Annotated in this window: 25 protein-coding genes and 1 pseudogene; 12 read left to right on the top strand and 14 right to left on the bottom strand. The window is 44.5% G+C overall.

The window, feature by feature from the left end; all coding sequences use genetic code 11:
* Positions 1–7: 7 nt before the first annotated feature.
* From hemH to MKY50_RS05535, 3 genes are all read right to left on the bottom strand, one after another.
* Entirely contained in the window at positions 8–940 is a 933-nt protein-coding gene (gene hemH, locus MKY50_RS05545; protein ID WP_014663414.1) for a ferrochelatase, read from the bottom strand.
* A gap of 71 nt (positions 941–1,011) precedes the next feature.
* The gene (gene hemE, locus MKY50_RS05540; RefSeq protein ID WP_009966929.1) at positions 1,012–2,073 is read right to left on the bottom strand and encodes a uroporphyrinogen decarboxylase; all 1,062 of its coding nucleotides are present in this window, start codon (positions 2,071–2,073) and stop codon (positions 1,012–1,014) included.
* A gap of 121 nt (positions 2,074–2,194) precedes the next feature.
* Positions 2,195–4,339 (bottom strand): transglycosylase domain-containing protein, encoded by a 2,145-nt coding sequence (locus tag MKY50_RS05535; RefSeq protein WP_116315421.1) that lies wholly within the window; start codon positions 4,337–4,339, stop codon positions 2,195–2,197.
* A 121-nt stretch (positions 4,340–4,460) separates the two neighbouring features.
* Between MKY50_RS05535 and hmoB the strand changes: the two genes are divergently transcribed.
* The 4 genes and pseudogenes from hmoB (at position 4,461) to sndC (ending at position 8,040) form a co-directional block, all read left to right on the top strand.
* Positions 4,461–4,961, top strand: a complete 501-nt coding sequence (hmoB, locus tag MKY50_RS05530) for a heme-degrading oxygenase HmoB (RefSeq protein WP_024572544.1) — start codon at positions 4,461–4,463, stop codon at positions 4,959–4,961.
* Positions 4,962–5,006: 45 nt separating this feature from the next.
* Positions 5,007–5,320, top strand: a pseudogene (locus MKY50_RS05525) (hypothetical protein).
* 65 nt (positions 5,321–5,385) lie between these two features.
* Positions 5,386–6,777: a hypothetical protein gene (locus tag MKY50_RS05520; protein ID WP_341116280.1), complete on the top strand. Its 1,392-nt coding sequence runs from the start codon at positions 5,386–5,388 to the stop codon at positions 6,775–6,777.
* A 72-nt stretch (positions 6,778–6,849) separates the two neighbouring features.
* The gene (gene sndC, locus MKY50_RS05515) at positions 6,850–8,040 is read left to right on the top strand and encodes an N-acetyl amino acid acetylase SndC (protein ID WP_341116279.1); all 1,191 of its coding nucleotides are present in this window, start codon (positions 6,850–6,852) and stop codon (positions 8,038–8,040) included.
* A 16-nt stretch (positions 8,041–8,056) separates the two neighbouring features.
* On the opposite strand, the gene MKY50_RS05510 is transcribed toward sndC, so the two are convergent.
* From MKY50_RS05510 to ecsA, 3 genes are read right to left on the bottom strand one after another with little or no spacing between them, the layout of a single operon-like run.
* Entirely contained in the window at positions 8,057–8,767 is a 711-nt protein-coding gene (locus MKY50_RS05510; protein ID WP_341116278.1) for an EcsC family protein, read from the bottom strand.
* Positions 8,768–8,786: 19 nt separating this feature from the next.
* Complete coding sequence (gene ecsB, locus MKY50_RS05505) at positions 8,787–10,013, bottom strand: ABC transporter permease EcsB (RefSeq protein WP_341116277.1); 1,227 nt, start codon at positions 10,011–10,013, stop codon at positions 8,787–8,789.
* Entirely contained in the window at positions 10,006–10,749 is a 744-nt protein-coding gene (ecsA, locus tag MKY50_RS05500; protein ID WP_003233230.1) for an ABC transporter ATP-binding protein EcsA, read from the bottom strand. Before ecsA ends, ecsB begins: the two co-directional genes overlap by 8 nt.
* Positions 10,750–11,235: 486 nt before the next feature.
* On the opposite strand from ecsA, the gene MKY50_RS05495 reads away from it, so the two are divergent.
* From MKY50_RS05495 to trpP, 3 genes are all read left to right on the top strand, one after another.
* The gene (locus tag MKY50_RS05495; RefSeq protein WP_003233231.1) at positions 11,236–11,673 is read left to right on the top strand and encodes an HIT family protein; all 438 of its coding nucleotides are present in this window, start codon (positions 11,236–11,238) and stop codon (positions 11,671–11,673) included.
* Between the two features lie 146 nt (positions 11,674–11,819).
* Positions 11,820–12,899 carry a 3-phosphoserine/phosphohydroxythreonine transaminase gene (serC, locus tag MKY50_RS05490; protein ID WP_341116276.1) on the top strand — a complete coding sequence of 360 codons (1,080 nt, stop codon included), beginning with the start codon at positions 11,820–11,822 and terminating at the stop codon, positions 12,897–12,899.
* A gap of 124 nt (positions 12,900–13,023) precedes the next feature.
* A complete protein-coding gene (gene trpP / locus MKY50_RS05485) occupies positions 13,024–13,542 on the top strand; it encodes a tryptophan transporter TrpP (RefSeq protein ID WP_003233236.1) in 519 nt (172 codons plus the stop codon).
* A gap of 71 nt (positions 13,543–13,613) precedes the next feature.
* Here trpP and MKY50_RS05480 read toward each other — a convergent pair whose 3' ends face one another.
* Positions 13,614–13,805 (bottom strand): hypothetical protein, encoded by a 192-nt coding sequence (locus MKY50_RS05480; RefSeq protein WP_003233238.1) that lies wholly within the window; start codon positions 13,803–13,805, stop codon positions 13,614–13,616.
* Between the two features lie 129 nt (positions 13,806–13,934).
* On the opposite strand from MKY50_RS05480, the gene MKY50_RS05475 reads away from it, so the two are divergent.
* Together MKY50_RS05475 and MKY50_RS05470 are read left to right on the top strand one after the other, a co-directional pair.
* Positions 13,935–14,291 carry a YtxH domain-containing protein gene (locus MKY50_RS05475; RefSeq protein WP_003245875.1) on the top strand — a complete coding sequence of 119 codons (357 nt, stop codon included), beginning with the start codon at positions 13,935–13,937 and terminating at the stop codon, positions 14,289–14,291.
* A 178-nt stretch (positions 14,292–14,469) separates the two neighbouring features.
* The gene (locus MKY50_RS05470) at positions 14,470–15,081 is read left to right on the top strand and encodes an HTH-type transcriptional regulator Hpr (protein WP_341116275.1); all 612 of its coding nucleotides are present in this window, start codon (positions 14,470–14,472) and stop codon (positions 15,079–15,081) included.
* Here MKY50_RS05470 and MKY50_RS05465 read toward each other — a convergent pair.
* Complete coding sequence (locus MKY50_RS05465) at positions 15,078–15,419, bottom strand: YhaI family protein (protein WP_009966921.1); 342 nt, start codon at positions 15,417–15,419, stop codon at positions 15,078–15,080. The two genes, MKY50_RS05470 and MKY50_RS05465, sit on opposite strands and share 4 nt — an antisense overlap.
* Positions 15,420–15,626: 207 nt before the next feature.
* Between MKY50_RS05465 and MKY50_RS05460 the strand changes: the two genes are divergently transcribed.
* Positions 15,627–16,145, top strand: a complete 519-nt coding sequence (locus tag MKY50_RS05460) for a DUF3267 domain-containing protein (protein ID WP_341116274.1) — start codon at positions 15,627–15,629, stop codon at positions 16,143–16,145.
* A gap of 107 nt (positions 16,146–16,252) precedes the next feature.
* Positions 16,253–16,435, top strand: a complete 183-nt coding sequence (locus tag MKY50_RS05455) for a hypothetical protein (protein ID WP_024571667.1) — start codon at positions 16,253–16,255, stop codon at positions 16,433–16,435.
* A gap of 52 nt (positions 16,436–16,487) precedes the next feature.
* Here the strand turns inward: MKY50_RS05455 and yhzE2 are convergent, their stop codons facing one another.
* Positions 16,488–16,574 carry a sporulation protein YhzE2 gene (yhzE2, locus tag MKY50_RS05450; protein WP_003155248.1) on the bottom strand — a complete coding sequence of 29 codons (87 nt, stop codon included), beginning with the start codon at positions 16,572–16,574 and terminating at the stop codon, positions 16,488–16,490.
* Positions 16,575–16,698: 124 nt separating this feature from the next.
* A complete protein-coding gene (gene yhzE1 / locus MKY50_RS05445) occupies positions 16,699–16,785 on the bottom strand; it encodes a sporulation protein YhzE1 (protein WP_003327753.1) in 87 nt (28 codons plus the stop codon).
* 159 nt (positions 16,786–16,944) lie between these two features.
* Between yhzE1 and MKY50_RS05440 the strand changes: the two genes are divergently transcribed.
* On the top strand, positions 16,945–17,829 hold the full coding sequence (locus tag MKY50_RS05440; protein ID WP_251232826.1) for a peptidylprolyl isomerase: 885 nt from the start codon (positions 16,945–16,947) through the stop codon (positions 17,827–17,829).
* A 40-nt stretch (positions 17,830–17,869) separates the two neighbouring features.
* Here the strand turns inward: MKY50_RS05440 and yhaL are convergent, their stop codons facing one another.
* The 4 genes from yhaL to MKY50_RS05420 all read right to left on the bottom strand — a co-directional run bounded on the left by yhaL (position 17,870) and on the right by MKY50_RS05420 (position 23,347).
* On the bottom strand, positions 17,870–18,082 hold the full coding sequence (yhaL, locus tag MKY50_RS05435) for a sporulation protein YhaL (RefSeq protein ID WP_003233252.1): 213 nt from the start codon (positions 18,080–18,082) through the stop codon (positions 17,870–17,872).
* 124 nt (positions 18,083–18,206) lie between these two features.
* Positions 18,207–19,151 (bottom strand): 3'-5' exoribonuclease YhaM, encoded by a 945-nt coding sequence (yhaM, locus tag MKY50_RS05430; RefSeq protein WP_003245698.1) that lies wholly within the window; start codon positions 19,149–19,151, stop codon positions 18,207–18,209.
* Positions 19,152–19,224: 73 nt separating this feature from the next.
* Complete coding sequence (gene sbcE, locus MKY50_RS05425; RefSeq protein WP_341116273.1) at positions 19,225–22,116, bottom strand: DNA repair/recombination ATPase SbcE; 2,892 nt, start codon at positions 22,114–22,116, stop codon at positions 19,225–19,227.
* Between the two features lie 4 nt (positions 22,117–22,120).
* On the bottom strand, positions 22,121–23,347 hold the full coding sequence (locus tag MKY50_RS05420; RefSeq protein ID WP_341116272.1) for a metallophosphoesterase family protein: 1,227 nt from the start codon (positions 23,345–23,347) through the stop codon (positions 22,121–22,123).
* Positions 23,348–23,376: the final 29 nt, after the last annotated feature.

The following is a 23,376-nucleotide window of genomic DNA, read 5'->3' as shown; positions in this document are numbered from 1 at the left end:
GCCTTCTTTAACGTCCTAATTTTTTTAATACGACTGTTGCCAAAGCATCAATAAATTCAGGCTTGGCATTTGGCATTTCCGGCCGGTAATAGCTTGCGCCGATATCGTCAGTAACCACTTTGCATTCATAATCATTATCATAAAGCACTTCTAAGTGATCCGCGACAAATCCAACAGGAACATATACAAATGCTTGATAGCCTTTTTGTTCGAATAAATCACGTGTTAAATCCTGAACATCGGGTCCGAGCCAAGGATCAGGCGTGTTCCCTTCACTTTGCCAGCCGACAGCATATTCGGAAACGCCTGCGCCTTCAGCAATCAATTTCGCCGATTCATGCAGCTGGTCCGGATACGGGTCTCCAAATTCTTTGATTTTTTCCGGCAGGCTGTGTGCGGATACGATGAGCATCGCGTTTTCTCTTTCATCCTCAGGCATTGACGCATATGTTTCCTTCACTCGGTCAACCCAATATGTCACGAACTTCGGTTCATCGTACCAGCTTTCAACTGACGTAATCGTTAAGCCGCCGAGTTTTTCAGCCTCTTCTTTGGCGCGTTTGTTGTAGGACTGAACGCTGAACGTGGAGAAATGCGGCGCCAGCACGATGCTGACTGCTTCTGTAATGCCATCCTTATGCATCTCTGCTACGGCGTCTTCAATAAACGGCTCGATATGCTTCAGTCCGATATACGCTTTAAACGTAATCTCATCCTGAATTTCATTCAAGTGCTGTTCCAGATTATGCGCCTGCTCTTCTGTGATTTTGGCAAGCGGTGAAATGCCGCCAATCGCTTCGTATCTGTCTTTCAAATCTTGAAGCATTTCAGGTTCAGGCTTTCTGCCTCTTCTGATATGTGTATAATAACGTTCAATATCTTCTTCCTTATAAGGCGTGCCGTACGCCATCACGAGAAGCCCCATTTTCTTTCTACTCACTGTTTACACCCTCTTTAATGATCTGATACAAACATTTTGACAGGATATCATTAAGATACCAAAAGATATGCTTAGGAATATTGACCCATTTTTTTGTTTTGTGAATATTCATGGACAAATGCTGTCAGTTTTTTCAAAACCTCGGGACTGACATCAGGAAATACCCCATGGCCAAGATTGAAAATGAAGCCGTCTGACTCCATACCCTGATCAAGTATTTCCTTCGTTTTCTGCTCAATGACTTCCCATGGCGCAAGCAAAATGGACGGGTCCAGGTTGCCCTGCACTGTTTTAGTAATTCCTTTTGATCTGGCTTCATCAATGCCGAGTCTCCAGTCAAGCCCGACAACATCAAGAGGAAGGTCATGCCAATCACCTGCAAGATGGCTTGCGCCAACGCCAAACATGATCAGTGGCACATTCTCCTTTGCGAGCTCTGAAAAGATCCGGTTCATCACGGGTTTGATGTATGTTCTGTAATCTGCCTGATTCAATGCGCCGACCCACGAATCAAAGATTTGAATCGCTTTTGCGCCTGCCTCAATCTGCGCTTTCACGTACACGATGATCATGTCGGCAAGCTTGGACATCAGCAGATTCCATGCATCTGGCATGCTGTACATGAAGGCTTTTGTTTTATTGTAGTTTTTCGACGGGCCGCCTTCGATCATATAGCTTGCAAGCGTAAAAGGCGCACCTGAGAAACCGATGAGCGGGACGTTCAGCTGCTCATTGACAAGCAGTTTAATCGTCTCAAGCACGTACGGCACGTCCTGTTCCGGATCAATCTGGCCGAGTTTTTCAATGTCCGCCAGAGACCGGATTGGCTGATCAATCACAGGACCGATCCCGTTTTTGATTTCAACATCCACACCGATTGACGGCAGCGGCGTCATGATATCTTTATAAAGGATTGCAGCATCGACTCCGTATTGCTCAACCGGCAGTCTTGTGACATACGCACAAAGTTCTGGCTGATGTGTGATCTCAAACAATCCGTACTTTTCCTTCAGCTTGCGGTATTCCGGCTGCGAGCGCCCTGCTTGCCTCATATACCACACAGGCGTGTGATCCGCTTTTTCTCCCCGCGCAGCTTTTAAAAACGTCTCGTTAAACGTTTCTCGTTTACTCATCTGATTTCCACCTTTCATACGGCAACCATACGTTCGTATTTCTTGACTTATTACACTATACCTTGTTTTAGGCAAATGGTATAGAAATGTAGCTCAAAGTTCAAAAAATCGCCGAATTCCATTAAGAGGAAAACAATTTTGGCTGAACGTAATCGGTTCCTTCCCCTTCTCTTTTTGTCTGTGTATTATAAGGCACAATTTTATAAGACGCGCCCGAAAATAAGTTGGCATAAGGAATTTCATAGCTTCCCTTCCCTTCAACCGAATCAAGAAGCGTCTCCTCGCCGTCCTTGTTTACATAAATTCTGTATACGGCCCGATCATCCTCTTGAGCGTCCCACTTTAATTCAATAGTAAAGAGCCCCGCTGCTTTAAATGTGTAATCGGCTGTGAGTGTTTTGACCGGCTTCAGCTCAATCGGGCTTTCCAGATCTTTAACGTTTTTAGGCTTTGTGAACACATGACCGGTTTCTCCTGCCTGTGTCAAAATATCCTTAAACAGCCGCGTCGGGTATGAGCTCCCGGCTTTCAAATAATGGTTTTGATCCGTTTTGTCATAGCCCATCCAGACTGCCCCGGTTATTTTCGGCGTATAGCCTGCAAACCAGGCGTCCTTTGTCGCGCCGGAGACGCCTGTATAAGATGTAGAACCTGTTTTTCCCGCCAGGTCGCCGTGATAGGTGCCGGACGTGGCCGTTCCCTTTTTGACTACCTGCTGCAGCATTCTCGTCATATTCCAAGACGTCTGCTTGTTGAAAACCCGCTTTCCTTCTTCTTTATGATCGGCTATTGTTTCTCCGTCTTCATCTATTATGCTCGAGATAAAGAAGGGTTCAGTATACATTCCATTCGCGGCAAATGTATGAAACGCGCCGGCAAGCTGGAGCGGCGAAACGCCTTTTTCCAAGCCTCCTAGAGCGAGAGCAAGGCCTTCATCAGGGATATCAATGCCGTTTGCTTTCAAATAAGATTTTCCTGTTTCAACGCCGATCTCATTCAGCGTCCAGACAGCCGGCGCGTTTTTGCTGTACGTAATGGCGTCAGACATAGTGACTTCGCCCTCATACCGGCTGTCGTAGTTTTTCGGCGTATAATCTCCGTAGGACTGCAACTCATCCTTCAATAGAGAATATGGCTTAAATTTCTTTTCCTGCATCGCCGGTCCGTATACAGCAAGCGGCTTAAATGTGGAACCCGGCTGGCGGACAGCTGTGACACGGTTATATCCTTTGGATGTGTAATCCCTTCCGCCGATGGCCGCTTCTACACCGCCTGTCTTGTTATTAATAAAGACCGCGCTTCCCTCGGCATTCTGATCTGTTCCGGGATAATAGCTTCCCTCTTTCATCACCTGGTAAGCCGTCTTCTGCAGCTTCGAATCGAGCGGCACCTTGATCGTGTATCCGCCTTGAAGAAGCTGCTCTCCGGAAATGGAATACTTGTCTTCCGCCTCTTTGATCACAAGGTCAATGTAGCTGTCAAACCAAGGTGTTTCCGACTGTTTCTTCACATGCAGTCCAAGCGTCCGGCCCTGCGCGGTGACAGCCTCTTTCGCACTAATATAGCCTTGGTCATTCATCATGCCTAGAATTGTATCACGCCGCTCCTTATTTTTATCAGGGTGCAAAATCGGAGAGTACGTAGAAGGCGCCTTCGGAATAGCGGCCAAAACAGCGCCTTCAGATACAGTCAAATCTTTTACTTCTTTATTAAAATAATAGTGGGACGCCGCTTGTATGCCGTAGACCCCGTGTCCGAAGTAAAGCTGGTTTAAATACATTTCAAGCAGCTTGTCCTTGCTGTAATCCCGTTCAAGATTAATCGCAATGATCACTTCTTTTGTTTTTCTTAGAAACGTTTTGTCATGTGTCAGAAAAATATTTTTGGCAAGCTGCTGGGTGATTGTGCTTCCGCCTTCCACCTTACCACCTGCTAATATATCGCGGTACACTGCCCTTCCGACAGATTTTGCATCAATGCCGTGATGCTCATAGAATCTTTTATCCTCAACAGCGATAAACGCTTCTCTGACCTGCTTTGGAATCTCATTGATCGAGACCGGTTCGCGATTTTCTGTATACAGGCTTGCAACCTCATCTCCGTTTTGATCAACAATTTTTGAAGAAGCATGAAGAATAAGCTTTTTTTCATCTATGACATAATGGCCGAGAAAAATAATTGAAATATATCCTATTAAAGCGAGAAAAGCAGTTAACACTAAAATAATGATAGGTATAAAAAGTTTCTTTTTCTTTATCTTAAACATGAACTCACCTCGCCTTTCTAAAGGTAGTATGGGAAAAATTGTTTGGAATTATGTTCGAAGCACTCGCCAATAGAAACTTATACCATTGTTTTGATATACTAGCAAGCAGGAGGTGGCTGATATGAAGGTTTATATTACATATGGGACAGCCGATTTTTTAAAAACGATCGTAGAGAAGCATCCCTCAGAAAATATCCTTTTGATGCAGGGGCAGGAAAACGCCATTTTAATTCATGAAACAAACGGAGATACCGTTTTCCAGGCACCACACGCTTATGAAGTCATTGACCAAGTCGGAGAGATCAAACATCCCGGTTTTGCAGTATTGAACAATATTGCCGTCACTCAGGAAGGGCGTCCGCTGTTTGAAAACAGATTTAAAAACAGAGCGGGAAAAGTCGAAAACGAGCCTGGCTTTGAAGCAATTCGAGTGCTCCGTCCGCTTGACAGTGACACCTATGTCATTCTGACCTTGTGGGAAACGGAAAGCGCCTTTCAAGACTGGCAGCAGTCCGGTTCTTACAAAGAAGCCCACAAAAAACGCGATACATCTGCTGGAATTGACACAACGTCGATCTTCTCCCGGCCTTCCTATGTCACCACATATTTCGCTGTCGAATAGCTGCCGGCATGTCCGGCAGCTTATTTTTATTGGGAGGAAAGCAAAATGAAGCATACTTGCCCAGTCTGCGGGTTTAAGAGATTGGCTGAACCGCCATATGATCATGAAGGCAATCATTCTCATGATGCCCGTGCTGCGGTTTTCAGTTCGGATTTGATGATTACGAGATGCAGCACGAGGATGATTCATATTTAGAGCCATCGGAAAGCATCATCGCCTATAGAAAAAACTGGCTTGCTGAAGGGTGCGTCATTTTTTCTCCTGAATGCTTCCCAAAACATCTGCAAAAAGCGAATAGAGTATTAAGGCATCATCTGATTGAGCAGCTGAAACAGATCAATGTTCATCTTCCATCATAACCCTCCCCTCTGTCCCGGCACCTTCCGCCCGCCTATGAATAATCTGTAAGCGGAAGGAGTGATCGATGATGGAAGTCGGGATTTTATCTGTCCATGTTCTGTATGTGTTTTTTATCGGTGCAATTATCCTATTTATGCTGCTGAGAAAAGACACGACATTTATTTCTCTATTCGGCATTTTTATCATATCGCTATGGGCCAGCCATTCACTTTCAGCTTCTGTCAGCAGTTTATTCCACAGCTTTATCTATGCTGCCGGCGAACTGCTGCCCACGATTTTCATCATTTGCTTTATCGTTTCAATGAGTGATTTGTTAACAAAAACAGGGATAAATGAAGCGATGATTTCTCCCTTTGCAAGCCTTGTGAGAGGGCCTGTGACTGCCTATTGGCTGATTGGAGGCCTGATGTTCGCCATTTCTCTCTTCTTCTGGCCTTCTCCGGGTGTCGCTTTGATCGGCGCCGTCCTGCTCCCCGCAGCCGCACGTGCCGATTTGACGCCTCTTGCCGCGGCCATGGCCATGAACTTATTCGGACACGGTTTTGCCCTGTCAGGAGACTTTGTCATTCAGGCGGCTCCAAAGCTGACTGCGGATGCAGCAGGCATTCCAGTCGGTGATGTCGTCTCGGCCAGTATTCCGCTTGTGCTGATTATGGGTGTGACAACAACAACTGCTGCCTTTATCATGATTCAGCGCGAACGCAAAAAACAGGAGCATCCCGCTTCTTTTTCCCCCGTTCTTTCCGGCGAACAAGACAACTCGCTGTACTTGCCAAAACGCCTGCGGTCCATACTGGCTTTTTTGATTCCGCTTGCCTTTCTTGCAGATATTTCCTGCATGCTCTTGTTTAACCTACAAGGAAATGATGCAACCGCGTTAATTGGCGGGTCTGCAATTTGTATCCTCTTTACCGTTCATTTTTTCGTGTATAAGCATAAAGGGCTTGAAAAAATCACCGGCTATTTTATTGACGGATTTAAGTTCGGTTTTAAGGTTTTCGGCCCCGTCATCCCGATTGCCGCTTTCTTTTATCTTGGCGACTCAGGCTATGAAAGCATACTGGGCACTTCACTCCCTAAAGGTTCCCACGGCATTGTCAACGATCTTGGCATTGCTTTATCCCATATGATGCCTATGTCAAAGGAGCTTGCCGCCGCTGCATTAACTGCCGCTGGAGCCATAACAGGCCTTGATGGCTCAGGATTTTCTGGCATTTCTCTCGCCGGCTCCATCGCAAAGCTCTTTTCGTCAGCTCTCCATGCCGATCCCGCCGTTCTGACCGCGCTCGGACAAATCTCTGCCATCTGGGTGGGCGGAGGAACACTGGTCCCATGGGCGTTGATTCCCGCCGCGGCCATTTGCAAAGTTGATCCTTTTGAGCTTGCCAGAAAAAACTTCATTCCCGTCGCGATTGGCCTTTTGGTGACAACTCTCGCAGCAGTGATGATGCTTTAAAACAGCATGAGTTGAAATATTCAGACTTTTTCTATACAATCATGGAAAAGCATAGAAAAGGGGGAAGCGGCTTTGTCCATATCCACACTGCAGAAAGAGATAAACAAACAGCTCGACGGCTGTTTTGAAGAAATGGTTGAGATCAGGCGCCATTTTCATATGTATCCTGAGCTTTCATTTCAAGAAGAAAAAACCGCCGCATTTATTGCTTCCTATTATGAATCGTTAGGAATCCCAATCCGCACAAACGTCGGCGGCAGAGGGGTTTTAGCATATATAGAAGGAAGCGACCCCGGCCCTACAGTCGCTTTGAGGGCCGACTTTGACGCTCTCCCCATTCAAGATGAAAAAGATGTCCCTTACGCCTCCAAAGTGCCTGGTGTCATGCATGCATGCGGCCACGACGGCCACACCGCAGCTCTTCTCGCAGTGGCCAAGGTCCTTCACCAAAACAGACATGAACTGAAGGGAACATTTGTGATGATCCACCAGCATGCAGAAGAATATTATCCTGGAGGCGCAAAGCCAATGATTGATGACGGATGTCTCGAAAACACGGATGTGATATTCGGCACTCATCTTTGGGCAACTGAGCCGCTCGGAACTATTCTCTGCCGCCCCGGCGCCGTAATGGCGGCGGCGGACCGATTTACGATTAAAGTTTTCGGAAAGGGCGGCCACGGCGCTCATCCGCATGATACAAAAGACGCCGTCCTGATCGGTTCGCAAATCGTTTCCTCTTTGCAGCACATTGTCAGCCGCAAAGTCAATCCGATTCAATCCGCCGTCATTTCGACAGGCTCCTTCATCGCAGACAATCCGTTTAATGTCATCGCAGACCAAGCAGTACTCATCGGCACAGCGCGTTCTTTTGATGAAAATGTCCGGGACATTCTGGAGAAAGAAATTGAAGCGGTTGTAAAAGGAATATGCAGCATGCACGGCGCGTCCTATGAGTACACCTATGAACAGGGTTATCCGGCGGTTGTGAACCATCCTGCCGAAACGAGCCACTTGGTGAGCACCGCAAAGAATACCGAGGGCGTTCAGCAGGTCATTGAAGGTGAACCGCAAATGGGCGGCGAGGATTTTGCTTATTACTTACAAAACGTGAAAGGCACTTTTTTCTTTACAGGTGCCGCTCCCGAACAGCCAGATCGAGTCTTTTCCCACCACCATCCAAAATTTGATATCAACGAAAAAGCAATGCTGACAGCGGCCAAGGTCCTTGCCGGCGCTGCGGTCACCTATCATCAGCTATAAAAAAAAGCCGGAGTGTTTATTCTCCGGCTTTTTCCTTTAATATCCTCAGATGAAAAACATGTCTTGCCGTTTCTCCAAGCTGAGCAAGCAGCTTATAATTGGCAATTCCGCCGACTGCCGCTCCTACGCCCGGCAAAAGCTGAAAAAGCTTCACGACGTCGATATAATCGCGATATTCCTGCTGGAACACTCTCCAGTCGATGCTCTTTTTCTCCGTCTCCCAATTTTCGATGACAGAAAAAAGCGATTTACGGCCATCATCACTCGAAAACGCAAGCTGAAACACGAGGAGCAAAAACATCCTTTCTTGTGCATCCTTGACATCAAAGCCGTAAATGGAAGACAAGGTAAATAAACACTTCATCTTAATTGAAAGCAGCAGCGGAAAATCAGCAATGCCTAAAAAAATGCCGCCCGCTCCGGTGCCGACTCCCTCAGCAGCTGCCACTTTCTGATAAGAAACAATCGTTTTTTTCGCCAATTCGTTTTTTTCACTGAGCGACAGTGCACTTGTATCCTTTTTATAAGTGATGATATTGGAGCCGGCCATTGTCGCTTCTACCATTTTTCTTACACTCTCGGTGACGACCGTATGGATTTTTTCAGGAATCCGTTCATTCACCTTCGTCTGCACACGCTTCGAAAAGCGTTCAAACATGGAATCCTTTCGCAAAAAATGCATTTTCCATTCCAAAGCATCCTGCATCAGCAGCTGATTATCTGTCATTTGATTACCTCTTTTCAGTTCACAGCTTTCCGTGCTTTTTCAGCCTGGTTGCCATATAAGCAGGCATAACAACAAAAATCAGAACGGCAGAACCGATCAGCGCGTACAGAAAACCGGTCAAGCCGGCTGCATAGGCAGATGCAACAGACATCAGAAGCGCTTGAATACTAAGTGCAGTTTTTAATAGAGAGAAATAGCTTTTCAGCTTTGTTTCTTTTTTCACAGGGTACAGCTCTTGAAGCGCCAGATGGTCAAAGTGGCCGAAGAGCGGCAGAAGCTGAATGCCCGTAATGAAAATGGCAAACACAGTCAAAACCGCTGTAATCAACGGGCTAGCTGAGACATACATAATGATCAGCGCGAAAACGATCGTTAATCTGACAAGAATGCCCAAATAATCACTCGAACGCAAAAAGGCGCGGGTGAACATATAGGCAAATGTTTTGCGCTGTTCAAACGGCACAAGCCGCAGCAAAAAGTCGAGATAAGCTCTGCGTTTGGCTTGCTTTCGCAAATGCGGCACATCAGTAAACAGGTTGGCAATCCGATAGAAACGCTGCTTTCGTCTCAATTCGGACTCAATATGGCTTTCCCATTTAAATGTTTTCCGTTTTGCTGCGGAAGACATATACAGATAAAGAACAGCCATAATGACATAGACGAGAAGCGCATACATATAAACAGATTGGAAAACAAAATAAAGAACGAGTGTATTCGCCGCAAAGCGAATGATGACGTCCATCCGTTTCATGCTGCGGTCGTTTTGGAAAGTCGTTCGCCATTCCATTACCTGATTCCACGCTTTCAGCAGCAACAGTTGGACAAAGACCGCGGCATACGATACGAGCGAAGCCCCCGGTGTGACTGCGAAATAAAGCGGCATCGCAACGATGCTCAGCGCAATAAGCGGAAACAGCTGAGACACATAGCTGTAGACAAACGCCTGCTTCAAGTAAGGCTCCATTTTTGCTTCAAGAGGCAATAAGAAAACAAGGTCAGCCTCCTTCAAAAGCGTTCGCACATAAGAGCTTGTCAACACGAGCGAAAACAGCACGGCCATCACCCAAAAGGATGGAAAGTGAGCGGGAATGTCCCGTATCCATTTGCTGTACCAGCTTGCAGCGCCCGCTAGAAAAAAAATCAAAACAATGACGAGGTGATCATTGAGCATATATTTCATGTATGTTCTTGTTTCTTTGATATGCTCCTGCAGCCGCGACTGCCAAATATCAAGCATATTATTCATGGCCAGCGTCTTCCTTTGTAAGCTCAAGATACAAATCGTCCAGCGCCGCGTCCTTCATTCCAAACTGCTCTCTGAGCTCTGACAGCGTGCCGCGCGCCCGCACCTCGCCGTTATGTAAAATAATAAACGAATCGCAATAGCGTTCTGCCGTTGCCAAAATGTGTGTTGACATCAGCACGCTCGCCCCGCCTTTTTTCGCTTCATTCATCCGTTCAAGCAGCGCGTTAATGGCAAGCGGATCAAGCCCTAGAAAAGGCTCATCAATAATGTAGAGCGCAGGCTCTGCCAAAAAGGCGCACATAATCATAACCTTCTGCTTCATTCCTTTAGAAAAATGGGCCGGGAACCACTTCAGCCTCTTTTCCATTCGGAATTCCTTTAAAAGCGGAGGCAGCCTTTTCTCCATCGTTTCTTTTGACAGTCCATATGCCATGGCTGTTAGTTCAAGATGCTCCATCAGCGTCAATTCTTCGTATAAAACAGGTGTTTCAGGTATATAGGTAAATTGTGAACGGTAGCCTTCCGGATCCTCAGCAAACGTTTTACCGTTTAATTCGATTGAACCTTTATGCGGGTCCATCAGCCCGATGATATGTCTGATTGTTGTACTTTTACCAGCACCATTCAGCCCGATTAAGCCGACAATTTGATTCGGTTCAAGGGTGAATGATACGTTTTTTAAAACCGGATTCCTTGTATATCCGCCGGTTAAGTCTTTTACCGATAGCAGAGACATAGTTTCTCCCCTTATAGTGTTTTTCTTCATAGTACCAAAAACAAGGCCTGATTTGAAACAATTCCCTTTTAACAAATGATGAATTTGCTGTCATAAAGAGACAGGTTCTGGACATCATAATAGTTGTAGAGGAAAAGCATATCAACTGAAAAATGAGGTGTTTGTCAAAGACGTCTTAGAAACAGTTGGATAGAAAATAAACATGTCCAATGCTCAAACCATTTCTCTTCACTGAATTGATGAATTCTTCATGTATGAAGCAAATTGTCAAATGAGGTGTTTATCGCAGGAATCGTTAGGCATTAAACAAGTCTTCATTTTATTGACAAATGAGGTGCTTACCAAAGGCATAACACATTTTCTTCATATAAGCTCTTCCTCTGCATTCAGGGTGAACGCTCGCCGTTCATCCTGTTTTCTATTTTCTGCATTTCTGTGGTACGATGAGTGTATACATACTAAACAATTTCATAAGGAGGAACCCTCATGCATTGTGCAGAGAATTGTATCTTTTGTAAAATTATCGCCGGCGACATTCCATCCGCGAAGGTGTATGAAGATGAACATGTACTTGCCTTTCTTGATATCAGCCAAGTGACAAAAGGCCATACGCTTGTCATTCCGAAAACACATATTGAGAATGTATATGAATTTACAGATGAATTAGCAAAACAATATTTCCATGCTGTTCCAAAAATCGCCCGCGCTATCCGGGATGAATTTGAACCGATCGGCTTAAATACGCTGAACAATAACGGCGAAAAAGCTGGACAATCTGTGTTCCACTACCATATGCATATTATCCCTCGCTACGGAAAAGGAGATGGATTCGGAGCGGTTTGGAAAACGCATGCTGATGATTATAAACCGGAGGATCTGCAGAACATCTCTTCCTCTATCGCAAAACGCCTGGCCTCATCATAAGATGAGGTTATTTTATTTTGTGAACATTTCGCAAACATCCGTCAATTTCTTTTGATAATTCTAATTTTTTATCAAAAAACTGAATTTTTGTGATAGGATAATTGTATTATTTTATACATTAACGTGAAAAACAGGGAGAGATCATAATGGAACGTACAACGAATTTTAACGCAGGTCCTGCAGCGCTGCCACTGGAAGTTCTGCAAAAAGCACAGAAAGAATTTATTGATTTTAACGAATCCGGCATGTCTGTTATGGAGCTTTCCCACCGCAGCAAAGTGTATGAAGCGGTGCACCAAAAAGCGAAAAGCCTCTTAATCGAACTGATGGGCATTCCGGAAGATTACGATATCTTGTTTCTTCAAGGCGGGGCAAGCCTTCAATTCTCAATGCTTCCGATGAACTTTTTAACACCTGAAAAAACCGCACATTTTGTGATGACAGGCGCTTGGTCTGAAAAAGCACTGGCAGAAACGAAATTGTTCGGGAACACGTCTATCACCGCTACTAGTGAAACAGACAATTACAGCTATATTCCAGAGGTTGACCTTACGGATGTAAAAGACGGCGCATATTTACATATCACATCCAACAATACAATTTTCGGCACTCAGTGGCAGGAGTTTCCGAATTCTCCTATTCCGCTCGTAGCCGACATGTCCAGCGATATTTTAAGCAGAAAAATCGATGTGTCCAAATTTGATGTGATCTACGGAGGCGCCCAAAAGAACCTCGGCCCTTCCGGCGTGACTGTAGTCATTATGAAAAAAAGCTGGCTGAAAAATGAAAATGCGAACGTCCCAAAAATCCTGAAATATTCCACGCATGTCAAAGCGGATTCACTCTACAACACTCCGCCGACATTTGCGATTTATATGCTGAGCCTCGTTCTGGAATGGCTCAAGGAAAACGGCGGTGTGGAAGCTGTTGAACAGCGCAATGAACAAAAAGCGCAGGTTCTCTACAGCTGTATTGATGAAAGCAACGGCTTCTATAAAGGTCATGCCAGAAAGGACAGCCGCTCACGCATGAATGTCACCTTCACGCTTCGGGATGACGAATTAACGAAAACATTCGTCCAGAAAGCAAAAGATGCGAAGATGATCGGCCTTGGCGGACACCGTTCGGTGGGAGGCTGCCGCGCTTCTATTTATAACGCGGTCTCTCTCGAAGACTGTGAAAAATTAGCTGCGTTCATGAAGAAATTCCAGCAGGAAAATGAGTAAAAAGTCTGGCTATGCAAACCGTCCGTTTGGTATACTGTTTGCATAACACATTCTGTAAAGCCTTCGCAATAAATGATGAGCATATTATTGGAGGGCAAAAAGCTTAGCAGAGGAGAGCATAGTTATGAAAACAAAAGAGTTAGTCATTATGGCTCTGTTTGCCGCAATCGGCGCAGCGCTTCATTCCATTATTCCGCCCTTTTTAGGCGGCATGAAACCAGATATGATGCTGATCATGATGTTCATGGGCATTCTGCTGTTCCCGCGGGTGCAAAATGTACTCGTCATCGGGATCGTGACCGGAATCATTTCCGCGCTTACAACCGCGTTTCCAGCCGGACAGATCCCCAACATCATTGATAAACCCGTATCAGCGTTTCTGTTCTTCTCCCTGTTTCTCTTGTTCAGAAAGAGCCGAAAAACAGGTGCAGCCGCTGTGCTGACAGTGATCGGGACCATCTTATCAGGTATTGTGTTTCTATCGTCAGCTTTATTGATCGTCGGTTTACCGGGCGGTTTCGCCGCATTGTTCGCTGCTGTTGTTCTGCCGGCCGCTGTGCTGAATACAATCTCAATGATCATTATTTATCCGATTGTGCAAACCATTTTAAGGCGTTCAAGCTTTATGGAAGCTGCTAAATAATTGTCACACAAAACCTCTTCCGCTACGGGAGAGGTTTTTTGAACAGAGCGTCCGCAGCATGTCAGCATGTTTTAAGCGAGGAGTTTTGTGAAAAAGATAAGACATAGTGTAAAGGCGGTTCCGGTTGAACAAACAAGCGCTTTCTGCCGGATAACCCTCTTGGGCGGATAAGAAGCAGCCTGGCTGAGAAGTTTGATATAGTAAACAGCGCCTGAAGCGAAGGCAAGGGTGATGCAGGATAATACAATCAAAAAGACAGACAACCTTCTCCCTCCTTTTCACTTAAAAAATATGCTAAAATAAAGCAAGCTATGTATAGAAGTTCAGGCTTTCAACAAAAATGAAAAATGCTGAATGAATCCTATTTTGAAGAAAAAGACGGGGTGATTGTAATGGCGAGCGGACGTTCTCTATTAACAGGACTATTCGTAGGCGGCATCATCGGAGGAGCAGCGGTTCTTCTTACTGCACCTTCCTCAGGAAAGCAGCTGCGTGAAAAAATGAAAACCAATTATGATTCTTTTGAAGAAACAATCAAACGCTTAAAGTCAGACGGGCTTGCATTAAAAGACCAGCTGATCAAAGCGGCAAAAGAAAGCACGGATGTTATTAAAGACGTGGGCGGCGAGCTCCAAACGTCAATTAAAAAATGGCAGGAAGAGATCAAGCCTCACCAGCAGGATCTGCAAAAAGAAATTGCCGATATCGAAGAGAAAATCAGACAGCTGGAGAAAACCTTACAAAACTAATATCCTATTCAAAAGAAAAAAATGCGGGCCAAAATTGGACCCGTATTTTTTTTTGGCCGAAAAACCCTTTCGTCGCAATGGTTTGTGAATTTATTAAAAAATTCTTACATTTTCATCTTTATTAATCTTTATTTTATTGGCATAATAGAGAAAAAGAAAAAGAGAAGCAGGTGACGTAATGAATCGAGTGGAACCGCCCTATGATGTGAAAGAAGCTCTGGTTTTCACCCAGAAAATGGCTCAGCTTAGCAAGGCTCTTTGGAAATCGATCGAGAAGGATTGGCAGCAATGGCTCAAACCGTATGACCTGAATATTAATGAGCATCATATTTTATGGATTGCGTATCAATTGAATGGAGCTTCCATTTCTGAAATCGCGAAATTCGGGGTCATGCACGTATCAACCGCATTCAACTTTTCAAAAAAGCTGGAAGAACGGGGATATTTAAGGTTCTCCAAACGGCTGAATGATAAACGGAACACATATGTCCAATTGACTGAGGAAGGTACCAAGGTATTCTGGAGCTTGCTTGAGGAATTTGATCCGACACGCAACGCTGTTTTTAAAGGTTCACAGCCTTTGTATCATTTATTCGGAAAATTTCCTGAAGTGGCAGAAATGATGTGTATGATACGCCATATCTACGGCGATGATTTTATGGAAATTTTCGAAACGTCACTCACCAATATTGACAATGACTTTGAAAGCGTAAACGGAAAACTGAAGAAAAAAGCAAAGGACAGTGCGGCGGATGAACCGGCTGAAGAGCTTGAACCTGTAAACAGTTAATCAAAATGCTTCATGATGTCGATAAAGACTTCCATCAGCTCTTGATAAAGCCCCTGCTCATACAGGGCAAAAATCGTTTCATGAACATCTAATTTTTCATTCAGCTGTCCGGCAAAAAGCGCAAGGAGCTTATCAAAGGTTACAAATCCTTGCGCTTTTTGTGTTGCCAGCTCTTCCGACAATTCATCGCATATCCTCATAACCGCTTCCCCTTCTTCCTTGCTCAGCCCTTTGTCAATGAGAAGCGCATAGAAGGGGTACCTGTCCATATCTACTGTTTTCACTAATAATTGTATGTAATATTCTAATCGCTCAATGCGATGATCCATCGAATCCATCCACACCACTTCTTTCTATCTTTAATCTTATTTTAGCTGATAATTCACTGAGAAGAAAGTTCTAACCCCATATTTCGCAGTTTGTTTGCTTGTTTCAAAAAAATACCTGCCGGATGATATTTTTTCTTAAAAAAGCATTGATTTTTTCTCTTGGGAGGAGTAAATTATTTTGAGATTCTATTCAAGATGTATGGAAGGATGACTTTGATGAATTGCTGGAAGACCATAAATCTCATGAAGGATTATGGCGCCGTTCGCATAATATTAACTGCTGTATGTTTTATGATTTTGGTTTTTATATCTACCTTTTTAGCTTTTGAGCTGCTGCGGCCTGGCACAAGCTTAAGCGATGAATATGTATCTTTATTCGGCGGTTTGCTCGTCGTTATTTTATTTGTACATAAAGTCATCCATGTCCTGCCAATCATCTGCAAAAAAAGAAAAATAGAAAAAAAGTTTTACATATTGCGCATGCGCACATGGAAACGTATACCAAAAAAAACAATGCTGATTTCACTCGTCAGCCCGTTCTTGCTGATTACACCGGTATTGTTTTACGCAGCACTGGCATTTCCGAATCACGCTCATTATTTTTGCATGATCTCGGGCATTCACGCCGGCTACTGTCTGCCTGATTTCCTGCTGGCTCTCAAGCTGATAAAAGCACCGAAAACCGCTTTTATTGATCAGGAAGCTGACGGCTTGGATATTCTTGTTGAAAAGTAGTCAAACCCTGGTGCTGGTGGCGATTTTTCAATTTGCATTCTATCTTTTTTAATAAATATTTGGTAATGTAATATGGGACAGTTCAGAGAGAGGGGGAATCTCCCATCATTTTATTCTATTTTATCGTGGCTGCCGTGTTTATTTTATATTTCATAAACAGGCTCACCAATACATTATGCCTTGTCAGAGAGATTCCTGAAGAGCGGCAAGATAAGGTATTCCGATTTATTAATGTATCTATATTAATTTTACTGATCTCTTCGTTTGTGGAGATCTCCTTTACAGTGTAAATACGAAAGAAAGCATAGCTGCTGATTAAGCAGCTATGCTTTTTTATGTTGATTAGTACAGCCAAGAAGCGCCGATGATAATCAATAAAATAAATAACACAACCAATAAAGCGAATCCGCCTGCAAATACTTCACCCATCTTAAAAAGCACCTCCTGTAATAAGCTTTATTTACCAATTACATGTTATGCAATTCATGTTTGAAACGATTAGGCGCTAGTGAAAATAAAGGATCGCTTATGTTGCAAGCGATCCTCGGGCTGCTTAGTAGATGTAAGCTGCACCTACGATGATAAGCAAAATGAACAGTACTACGAGCAACGCGAATCCGTTAGAGTATCCTCCGCTCATGTTACATACCTCCTTTTCTTGATCAATATATAAGTATGTCATCAGCAAAAGTTTGACTAGACGAATGCCCTTTATTTAAAATCTTTTTACAGAAAGCCACAATATGTTATGATACGCATAGGTAATTTAATTTGGAATGATTAGGAGTGTTTGAAAACAATGAAGAAAATCGCAATAGCAGCTATCACTGCTACAAGCATCCTCGCTCTCAGTGCTTGCAGCAGCGGCGACAAAGAAGTCATCGCAAAAACAGACGCAGGCGATGTCACAAAAGGCGAGCTTTACACAAACATGAAGAAAACAGCTGGCGCAAGCGTACTGACACAGCTAGTGCAAGAAAAAGTATTGGACAAGAAGTATAAAGTTTCGGATAAAGAAATTGACAACAAGCTGAAAGAATACAAAACGCAGCTTGGCGATCAATATACTGCCCTCGAAAAGCAATATGGCAAAGATTACCTGAAAGAACAAGTAAAATATGAATTGCTGACACAAAAAGCGGCTAAAGATAACATCAAAGTAACAGATGATGAAATTAAAGAATACTGGGAAGGCTTAAAAGGCCAGATTCGCGCAAGCCACATCCTTGTCGCTGACAAAAAGACAGCTGAGGAAATAGAGAAAAAGCTGAAAAAAGGCGAGAAATTTGATGCCCTTGCGAAGGAATACTCTACAGACACAGGCTCAGCTACAAACGGTGGCGAACTTGGCTGGATTTCAAAAGATAACGAACAACTGGATTCCACATTCAGAAAAGCTGCATTCAAGTTGAAAACAAACGAAGTCAGCGATCCTGTGAAAACACAATTTGGCTACCATATCATCAAAAAGACAGAAGAACGCGGCAAATACGATGATATGAAAAAAGAACTGAAATCTGAAGTGCTTGAACAAAAACTAAATGACAGCAATGCCGTTCAGGAAGCTGTTCAAAAAGTCATGAAGAAGGCTGACATCGAAGTAAAAGATAAGGATCTGAAAGACACATTTAATACATCTTCAACAAGCAACAGCACTTCTTCATCTTCAAGCAGTTCCAAATAATAAAAAAGCTGTGCAGGCTCATTGAGCCGCACAGCTTTTTTTATGCGATGGAATGGTTTTGATTTTCTTCTTCATGCTGCTGAGAACTGCGGCGTTCTCGTTCCTTTTCCATCCTCTCCATATAAATCTGTCCTTCTTTTTCAATAAAAGCCTGGTCTACTTTTTCTTCCTCTTTGGCTGCCGCCACAAGTTTATATGCGCTGAAAATGATGCCTACAATACAAAGATACACCCACCACGGAAAAAATAACACGGGCTCCTCCCCCTTTGCATAGATTCTTTATTCTTAAACATATGCGGGAATGAGACGAGTTATGTGCGGGAAAGACGCATCAAAAAGGACTGAGCTGAATATGTCAGCATCAGTCCTTTTTAAGTTATTTATGAAATGTCGGTTTATAAAAGGAACGGTTTTCCAGTGCAAATACACGTTCAGTATACTCGCCCGGCTTCACGCGCTCAAGCGCTCTGTCCATCATATTCATTTTTGCATCCAGATTGTCTATATAGTGAAGAATTTCCGCTTCTTTCACCATCGGCGGTTTCGGGCTGCCCCATTCTGCTTTGCCGTGGTGACTCAAAATCAAGTGCTGAAGAATTAACACCTCTTCAGAATCGATTTGAAGCTCCTCAGCCGCTTTTGAAAGCTCTGTCACCATGATGGAAATATGGCCGAGCAAATTGCCTTCAACCGTATATGAAGTGGAAACAGGGCCGGACAGCTCCTTCACTTTTCCAAGATCATGCAGGATAACACCGGCGTAAAGCAGATCACGATCAAGAGACGGATATAAATCTGCTATTGCTTTCGCCAGGTTCAGCATAGAGACAACATGATACGCCAAACCTGAGACAAACTCATGGTGGTTTTTCGTAGCCGCCGGATAATCCATAAACTCAGCTTCGTGTTTTTTAACCAAAAACCTTGTGATTCGCTGGATATTCGGATTTTTCATTTCAAATATATATTGAGTGATGGTATCCATCATTTCATTTTTCGGAATCGGCGCGGTTTCTAAAAAATCATCAATATTGACGTTTTCTTGCTCGCTTACCGGTCTGATATTTCTTAGCTTCAGCTGGGTGCGTCCGCGATAATGGTGAACATCGCCGACGACCTTGACAATCGTCTGCGGCGCATAGGTCACTTCATCACTTTGCTTGGCATCCCACAGCTTCGCTTCAATATCGCCTGACTGGTCTTGCAGCATCAGAGTCAAAAACGGTTTTCCATTGCTTGCAATCCCTTTCGTCGAGGATTTAATCAATAGATACTGGTCCACCTGTTCGCCAACCTCATGTAGCATAATCCCTTTAGCCATTCTATTAAAGCTCCCTCCGTATCTTACATAATACCAGTATATCACATACCGATTTTCAGCTATAGAACCTCTTTTATGACACCAAATGGATGATTTGGCTGCTATGAAATGCATCTTTTACATGCTCATGGCATGTAAAATACAAAATCTGCCTACCGCCTTCAGATAAATCATACAGAACATGTAATACACGTTTCAGCCTTTCCTGATCAAAATGAACAAAACTGTCGTCAAGCTGGAACGGAAGCATTGACCCATCCTGGCGCGTAACAGCCAAAGCAAATCGGATCGCTGTATACAGCTGTTCACATGTCCCTTGTGACAGCTCTTCCGCATGATAGACAGTTCCATCGCGATGCATAACCATGATCGAATCATCCGTTTCGGAAAAATAAATGGTTTGGTAGTTTCCGTCAGTCAGAGGGCGGAAAAATTCTCCTGCCGTCTCCAGAAGGCGCGGAAGCTCAACCTTTTTATGCCGCTCCAATTTGTTTTTGATCACCTGTTTGACCATTTGTATGGAGGCCCATTTTTTAGCCGTTTCTTTCACACGTTCTTTTTGCATTTCGGTTTGAAGCTTGAGGTCTGAGACCAATCCCGAAGCCTCTAATTGTTCCTGTTTGACTGAGAGCAGTGCGATTTGGCTGCGGAGCTGCTCGATCTCCTCAGTCAGCCGCTCTTTTCTTTCATTCTCAACAAATTGCTTATCTTTCAATTCAGAAAGCGTATTGGAATCCGCCAGTTCAAGTTCCTCCGGGTGCCCGCCTTGAAGCTGTGCGTTTACGTGATGAAGCTTGTTCTCCGTATCCTTCAATTGCCTGCTGATGTCGGCTATGGCAAAAAACGCATCTCTGTCTTTTGCAGCAGCCGCGGCAAATAACTGTTCAATCTGTGCGTGGAAATACTGTATTTCTTGCTCAAGTTCAAGCATCTGTTCCTTTGTATAATGAATATCTGTTTCAATTTCCTTTTTTTGCTTCTCAATTTCTTTTTCACGTTCAATGTTTTTCCGCAATGTGTGAAGGGCATCCGAAATGGAGATATCCTGACTCTGATTCACGGGACGAAGCATACTGACACGTTCTTCGAATGTTCTCCGGTGCTTTTTCAGCCTGCCTGCTTCAATGGTCAGCTCATGCTTTTTCTTCACTTCTTTTTTAACATCCTTCATTAAGCTGTATGCATCAAGCAAAAATGATGGATCTTCCTTAAATCCGAGCTCATTCATAAAACGCTCAACCTGTGTAAAGGACGGCGCCATTTCGGCTTCCCACTGTTCAAACTGCTGGATGACCCTTTCATACGCCGCCTCCTTTTGCTGGAGCGCTGCACGCTGTGTGAGAAGGTGCTGCTTATTGCGGTCATCCTCCCATAACGCTTCTCTAAGCATTTCAGCTTCTGCTGGTGAAATATCCGTCATGGGCTGTCTTGTCTCTCGGCTGTTTCGAGAAGACGATTTTCCTGATACAAGCCAATACACAATAAGTGCAGCGCCAAAACTTATGGCGGGAATCCATTGCTGCAGCAGAGAAAAGAGAACGATGAACAACATACCAGCTGCAATAACAGTCTTTTTCTGTTTAGCCTGCTGTCTTTCAAAAAACTTCAGCTGTTCTCTTAGCTTCGCTTGCTCTTGGTGCTGCCCCTGTGTTTCATCATATGCTCTAAGAGCTGCTTCTTTATCTTTTCTTTGGCTGTTTTCAAGAATCGCGGACGAAGCGGCATGAACGGCCTTTTCCGCGTCTTCAAGCTCTTGCCGGGCAAGTTCAAACGTCTCGTCAAGCTGCCGTTTTCTGTCTCTTGCCTGTACATATTGCTGCACCGCTTGCTGAAGCTGCCATTCATAATCATATGAGGTGTTCATATTCAGGAGCTCATTTTCATCCGTTTTATTGAGCTGTTCCAGCCCTGCCGCTGTCTGCGCAGACGTCTGGCGCAGCTGTGCCTGAATGGCGGCCAGCTGTTCTCCCCAGGATTGGTACATATGAAACGCTGCCGAAAGCTCTTGTATCAGCGTTTCTTTCGTCAATAGCTCTTTATCGGGGATAAGCTTTTGCCTCTGTTTGTCCAACTCCGCCATCTTCACCCGAAGCGCCTCAAGCTGTGCTGATTTCGGGTGAAGATGGGATTCATATTTTTCCAGCTGATGCAGTCCGTCAGCTGGAAATTGTCCTGCATGTTCCGGACATTCTGCAATCACCTGTTCGAGTGTCGCTTTTTCATTTAGTAATGGTTTTCGCTCAATCGCTCCCTCAATCATTCGGATATGTCCCGCCGTCTCTTTCAATTCGGTTTCCGCGGCTGCAAGGCGGGCTTCAAGCGTTCGTTTTTCCTCGAGAAGCTGATGATAGCCCGCTTCCTCTGCTTCAGCCTGTTTTAGCTTCACTGCCAGCTGCTTAAGCGTTTCCAGCTCCTGATTCAATTGAGGGTTTCGCCCATTTGGTTTATAGAGCCTTTCGCTTTCCTTCGTCAGCCTTGAATCAAGCTTTGATACGGCTTCAGCACCAAACAAGCTGGAAAAGAGCAAAAATTCCCCTATCTTGTCCCGATTAAAGGCGTGAATTTCCTGCAGCCCGAATACGTCGAACGAATATATGGCTTTGTACAACGACCTGTCTGTGCCCTGGAACAGCTGCTTTAAAACATCTCCCTGCTTTACTTCGCCCTTTTCTGTGTACACGCTTAGTTTTTCGGCAGTCCCTTTCGTCCGTTCGATCTTCAGCACCCCATACTCAGGATGTTCAGCTTCAAGAACACCGCCGTAGACACCGCCTGTTTTCGGTTCATATTTTTTCGTTTTCGGAAAACCGAACAGCATGCTTTCAATGAATGACATCATCGTCGTTTTTCCTGCCTCATTTAATCCGTAGATGACTTGGACAGGAGAGGCGGAAAAGTGAAAGGTCCGATTGGAAAATTTTCCGTATTGGTAGATATGTAAAGATATAATTCGCAAAGCTGTCACCGCCTCATGTATCAAGCACCTTAAGCTGTCTTTTCAATAATATCTGTGCCTGCTCTTTTATTTCCTTTACCTCCTCTTGGCTAAACCGGTCCGCGTGCCTTCTATACACTGGATGCCGCTCAAGCCCTTCCAGCACGTCTGACAGATCGCTGCGATCAATGTCTTCAAATAAACCGCCAAAAAAAGGATCAAGGTTTGTTAGGTTTGCTTCGTTTTCTGTCTCATCGTCCAATCTAAGAGGCCAAACGAAATGTTCCTCTTCCGCTTCTTGTTCCTGAAGAGCTTCAAGAAACTCATCCAAGGTGCCTTTTGGCGCCTCCAGCAGCCATTCCGGCGCCGTCCCTTGTAAAACAAGCCTTACACAAACAGGGCTCCCCTTTTTCCGCAGCTTCGAAAACGTGTCCTCCACCATTTGGAAGAGGGCTGTCATATTCTTTGCCTCCGTCACATCAACCGCCGCTTTTTCCCACAGGACATCATGCGCTCTCTGAAATTCATAAGATATATCTCCGTTTGTCACATGAACGAGATAATAGCCTTTATCTCCCGTCTCCTTTATATGGCGTGCTTGCGTGTTTCCCGGGTAAATGACTGCCGGATGCTCGGCAGATAGAACCTGGCGTTTATGTATATGGCCAAGCGCCCAATAATCCATCCCGCTTTTCACGAGGTCGTCATGTGTAAACGGGCAATACGGATCGTGTCCTTCAGATCCTGACAGCGTGCCGTGGAGCATGCCGATATGAAACGGTGCATCAGTTGATCTCCGATAGCGGGCGGCTTGGTTTTCCGTCACTGCTCTGGCTTGATAGCTGAAGCCGTAAATGCTTGCTATGCGCCTGCCTTCTTTAAAAAACGATTTTTCTTCTGGAACAGCGGACGAAAAAATATGGACATTCTCAGGCCATTCAATCGGCGTCCACTCCCCGCCAAGGTGATCGTGATTCCCAAAGATGACGTATACTGAAATCCCGCACTCTCTGAGTCTTTCAAACTGTTTTTTCACAAAGAGCTGAGCCTTTAAGCTTCGATTGGCTTCATCAAACAGATCTCCCGCCAGCAAAATGAAATCAACGTGCTCTCTCACTGCGGCGTCTATCATATGTCTCACGCTTGCAAACGTGCTTTCTTTAATCCGGGCAAAAATCGGCTCCGGCAGATGCGATATCCCGTAAAACGGGCTGTCAAGATGAAGATCTGCCGCATGAATAAAGGTTAGATCAGTCAACATTCTGCTCCTTTCCAGGATGAAGTACCCTT

Origin of the sequence: Bacillus sp. FSL R7-0685, assembly GCF_038002425.1 — a bacterium.
In the GTDB taxonomy this organism is placed as follows: domain Bacteria; phylum Bacillota; class Bacilli; order Bacillales; family Bacillaceae; genus Bacillus; species Bacillus subtilis.
Note: the sequence above shows the minus strand (reverse complement) of the source record. Positions and strands in the feature narration are given on the sequence as shown.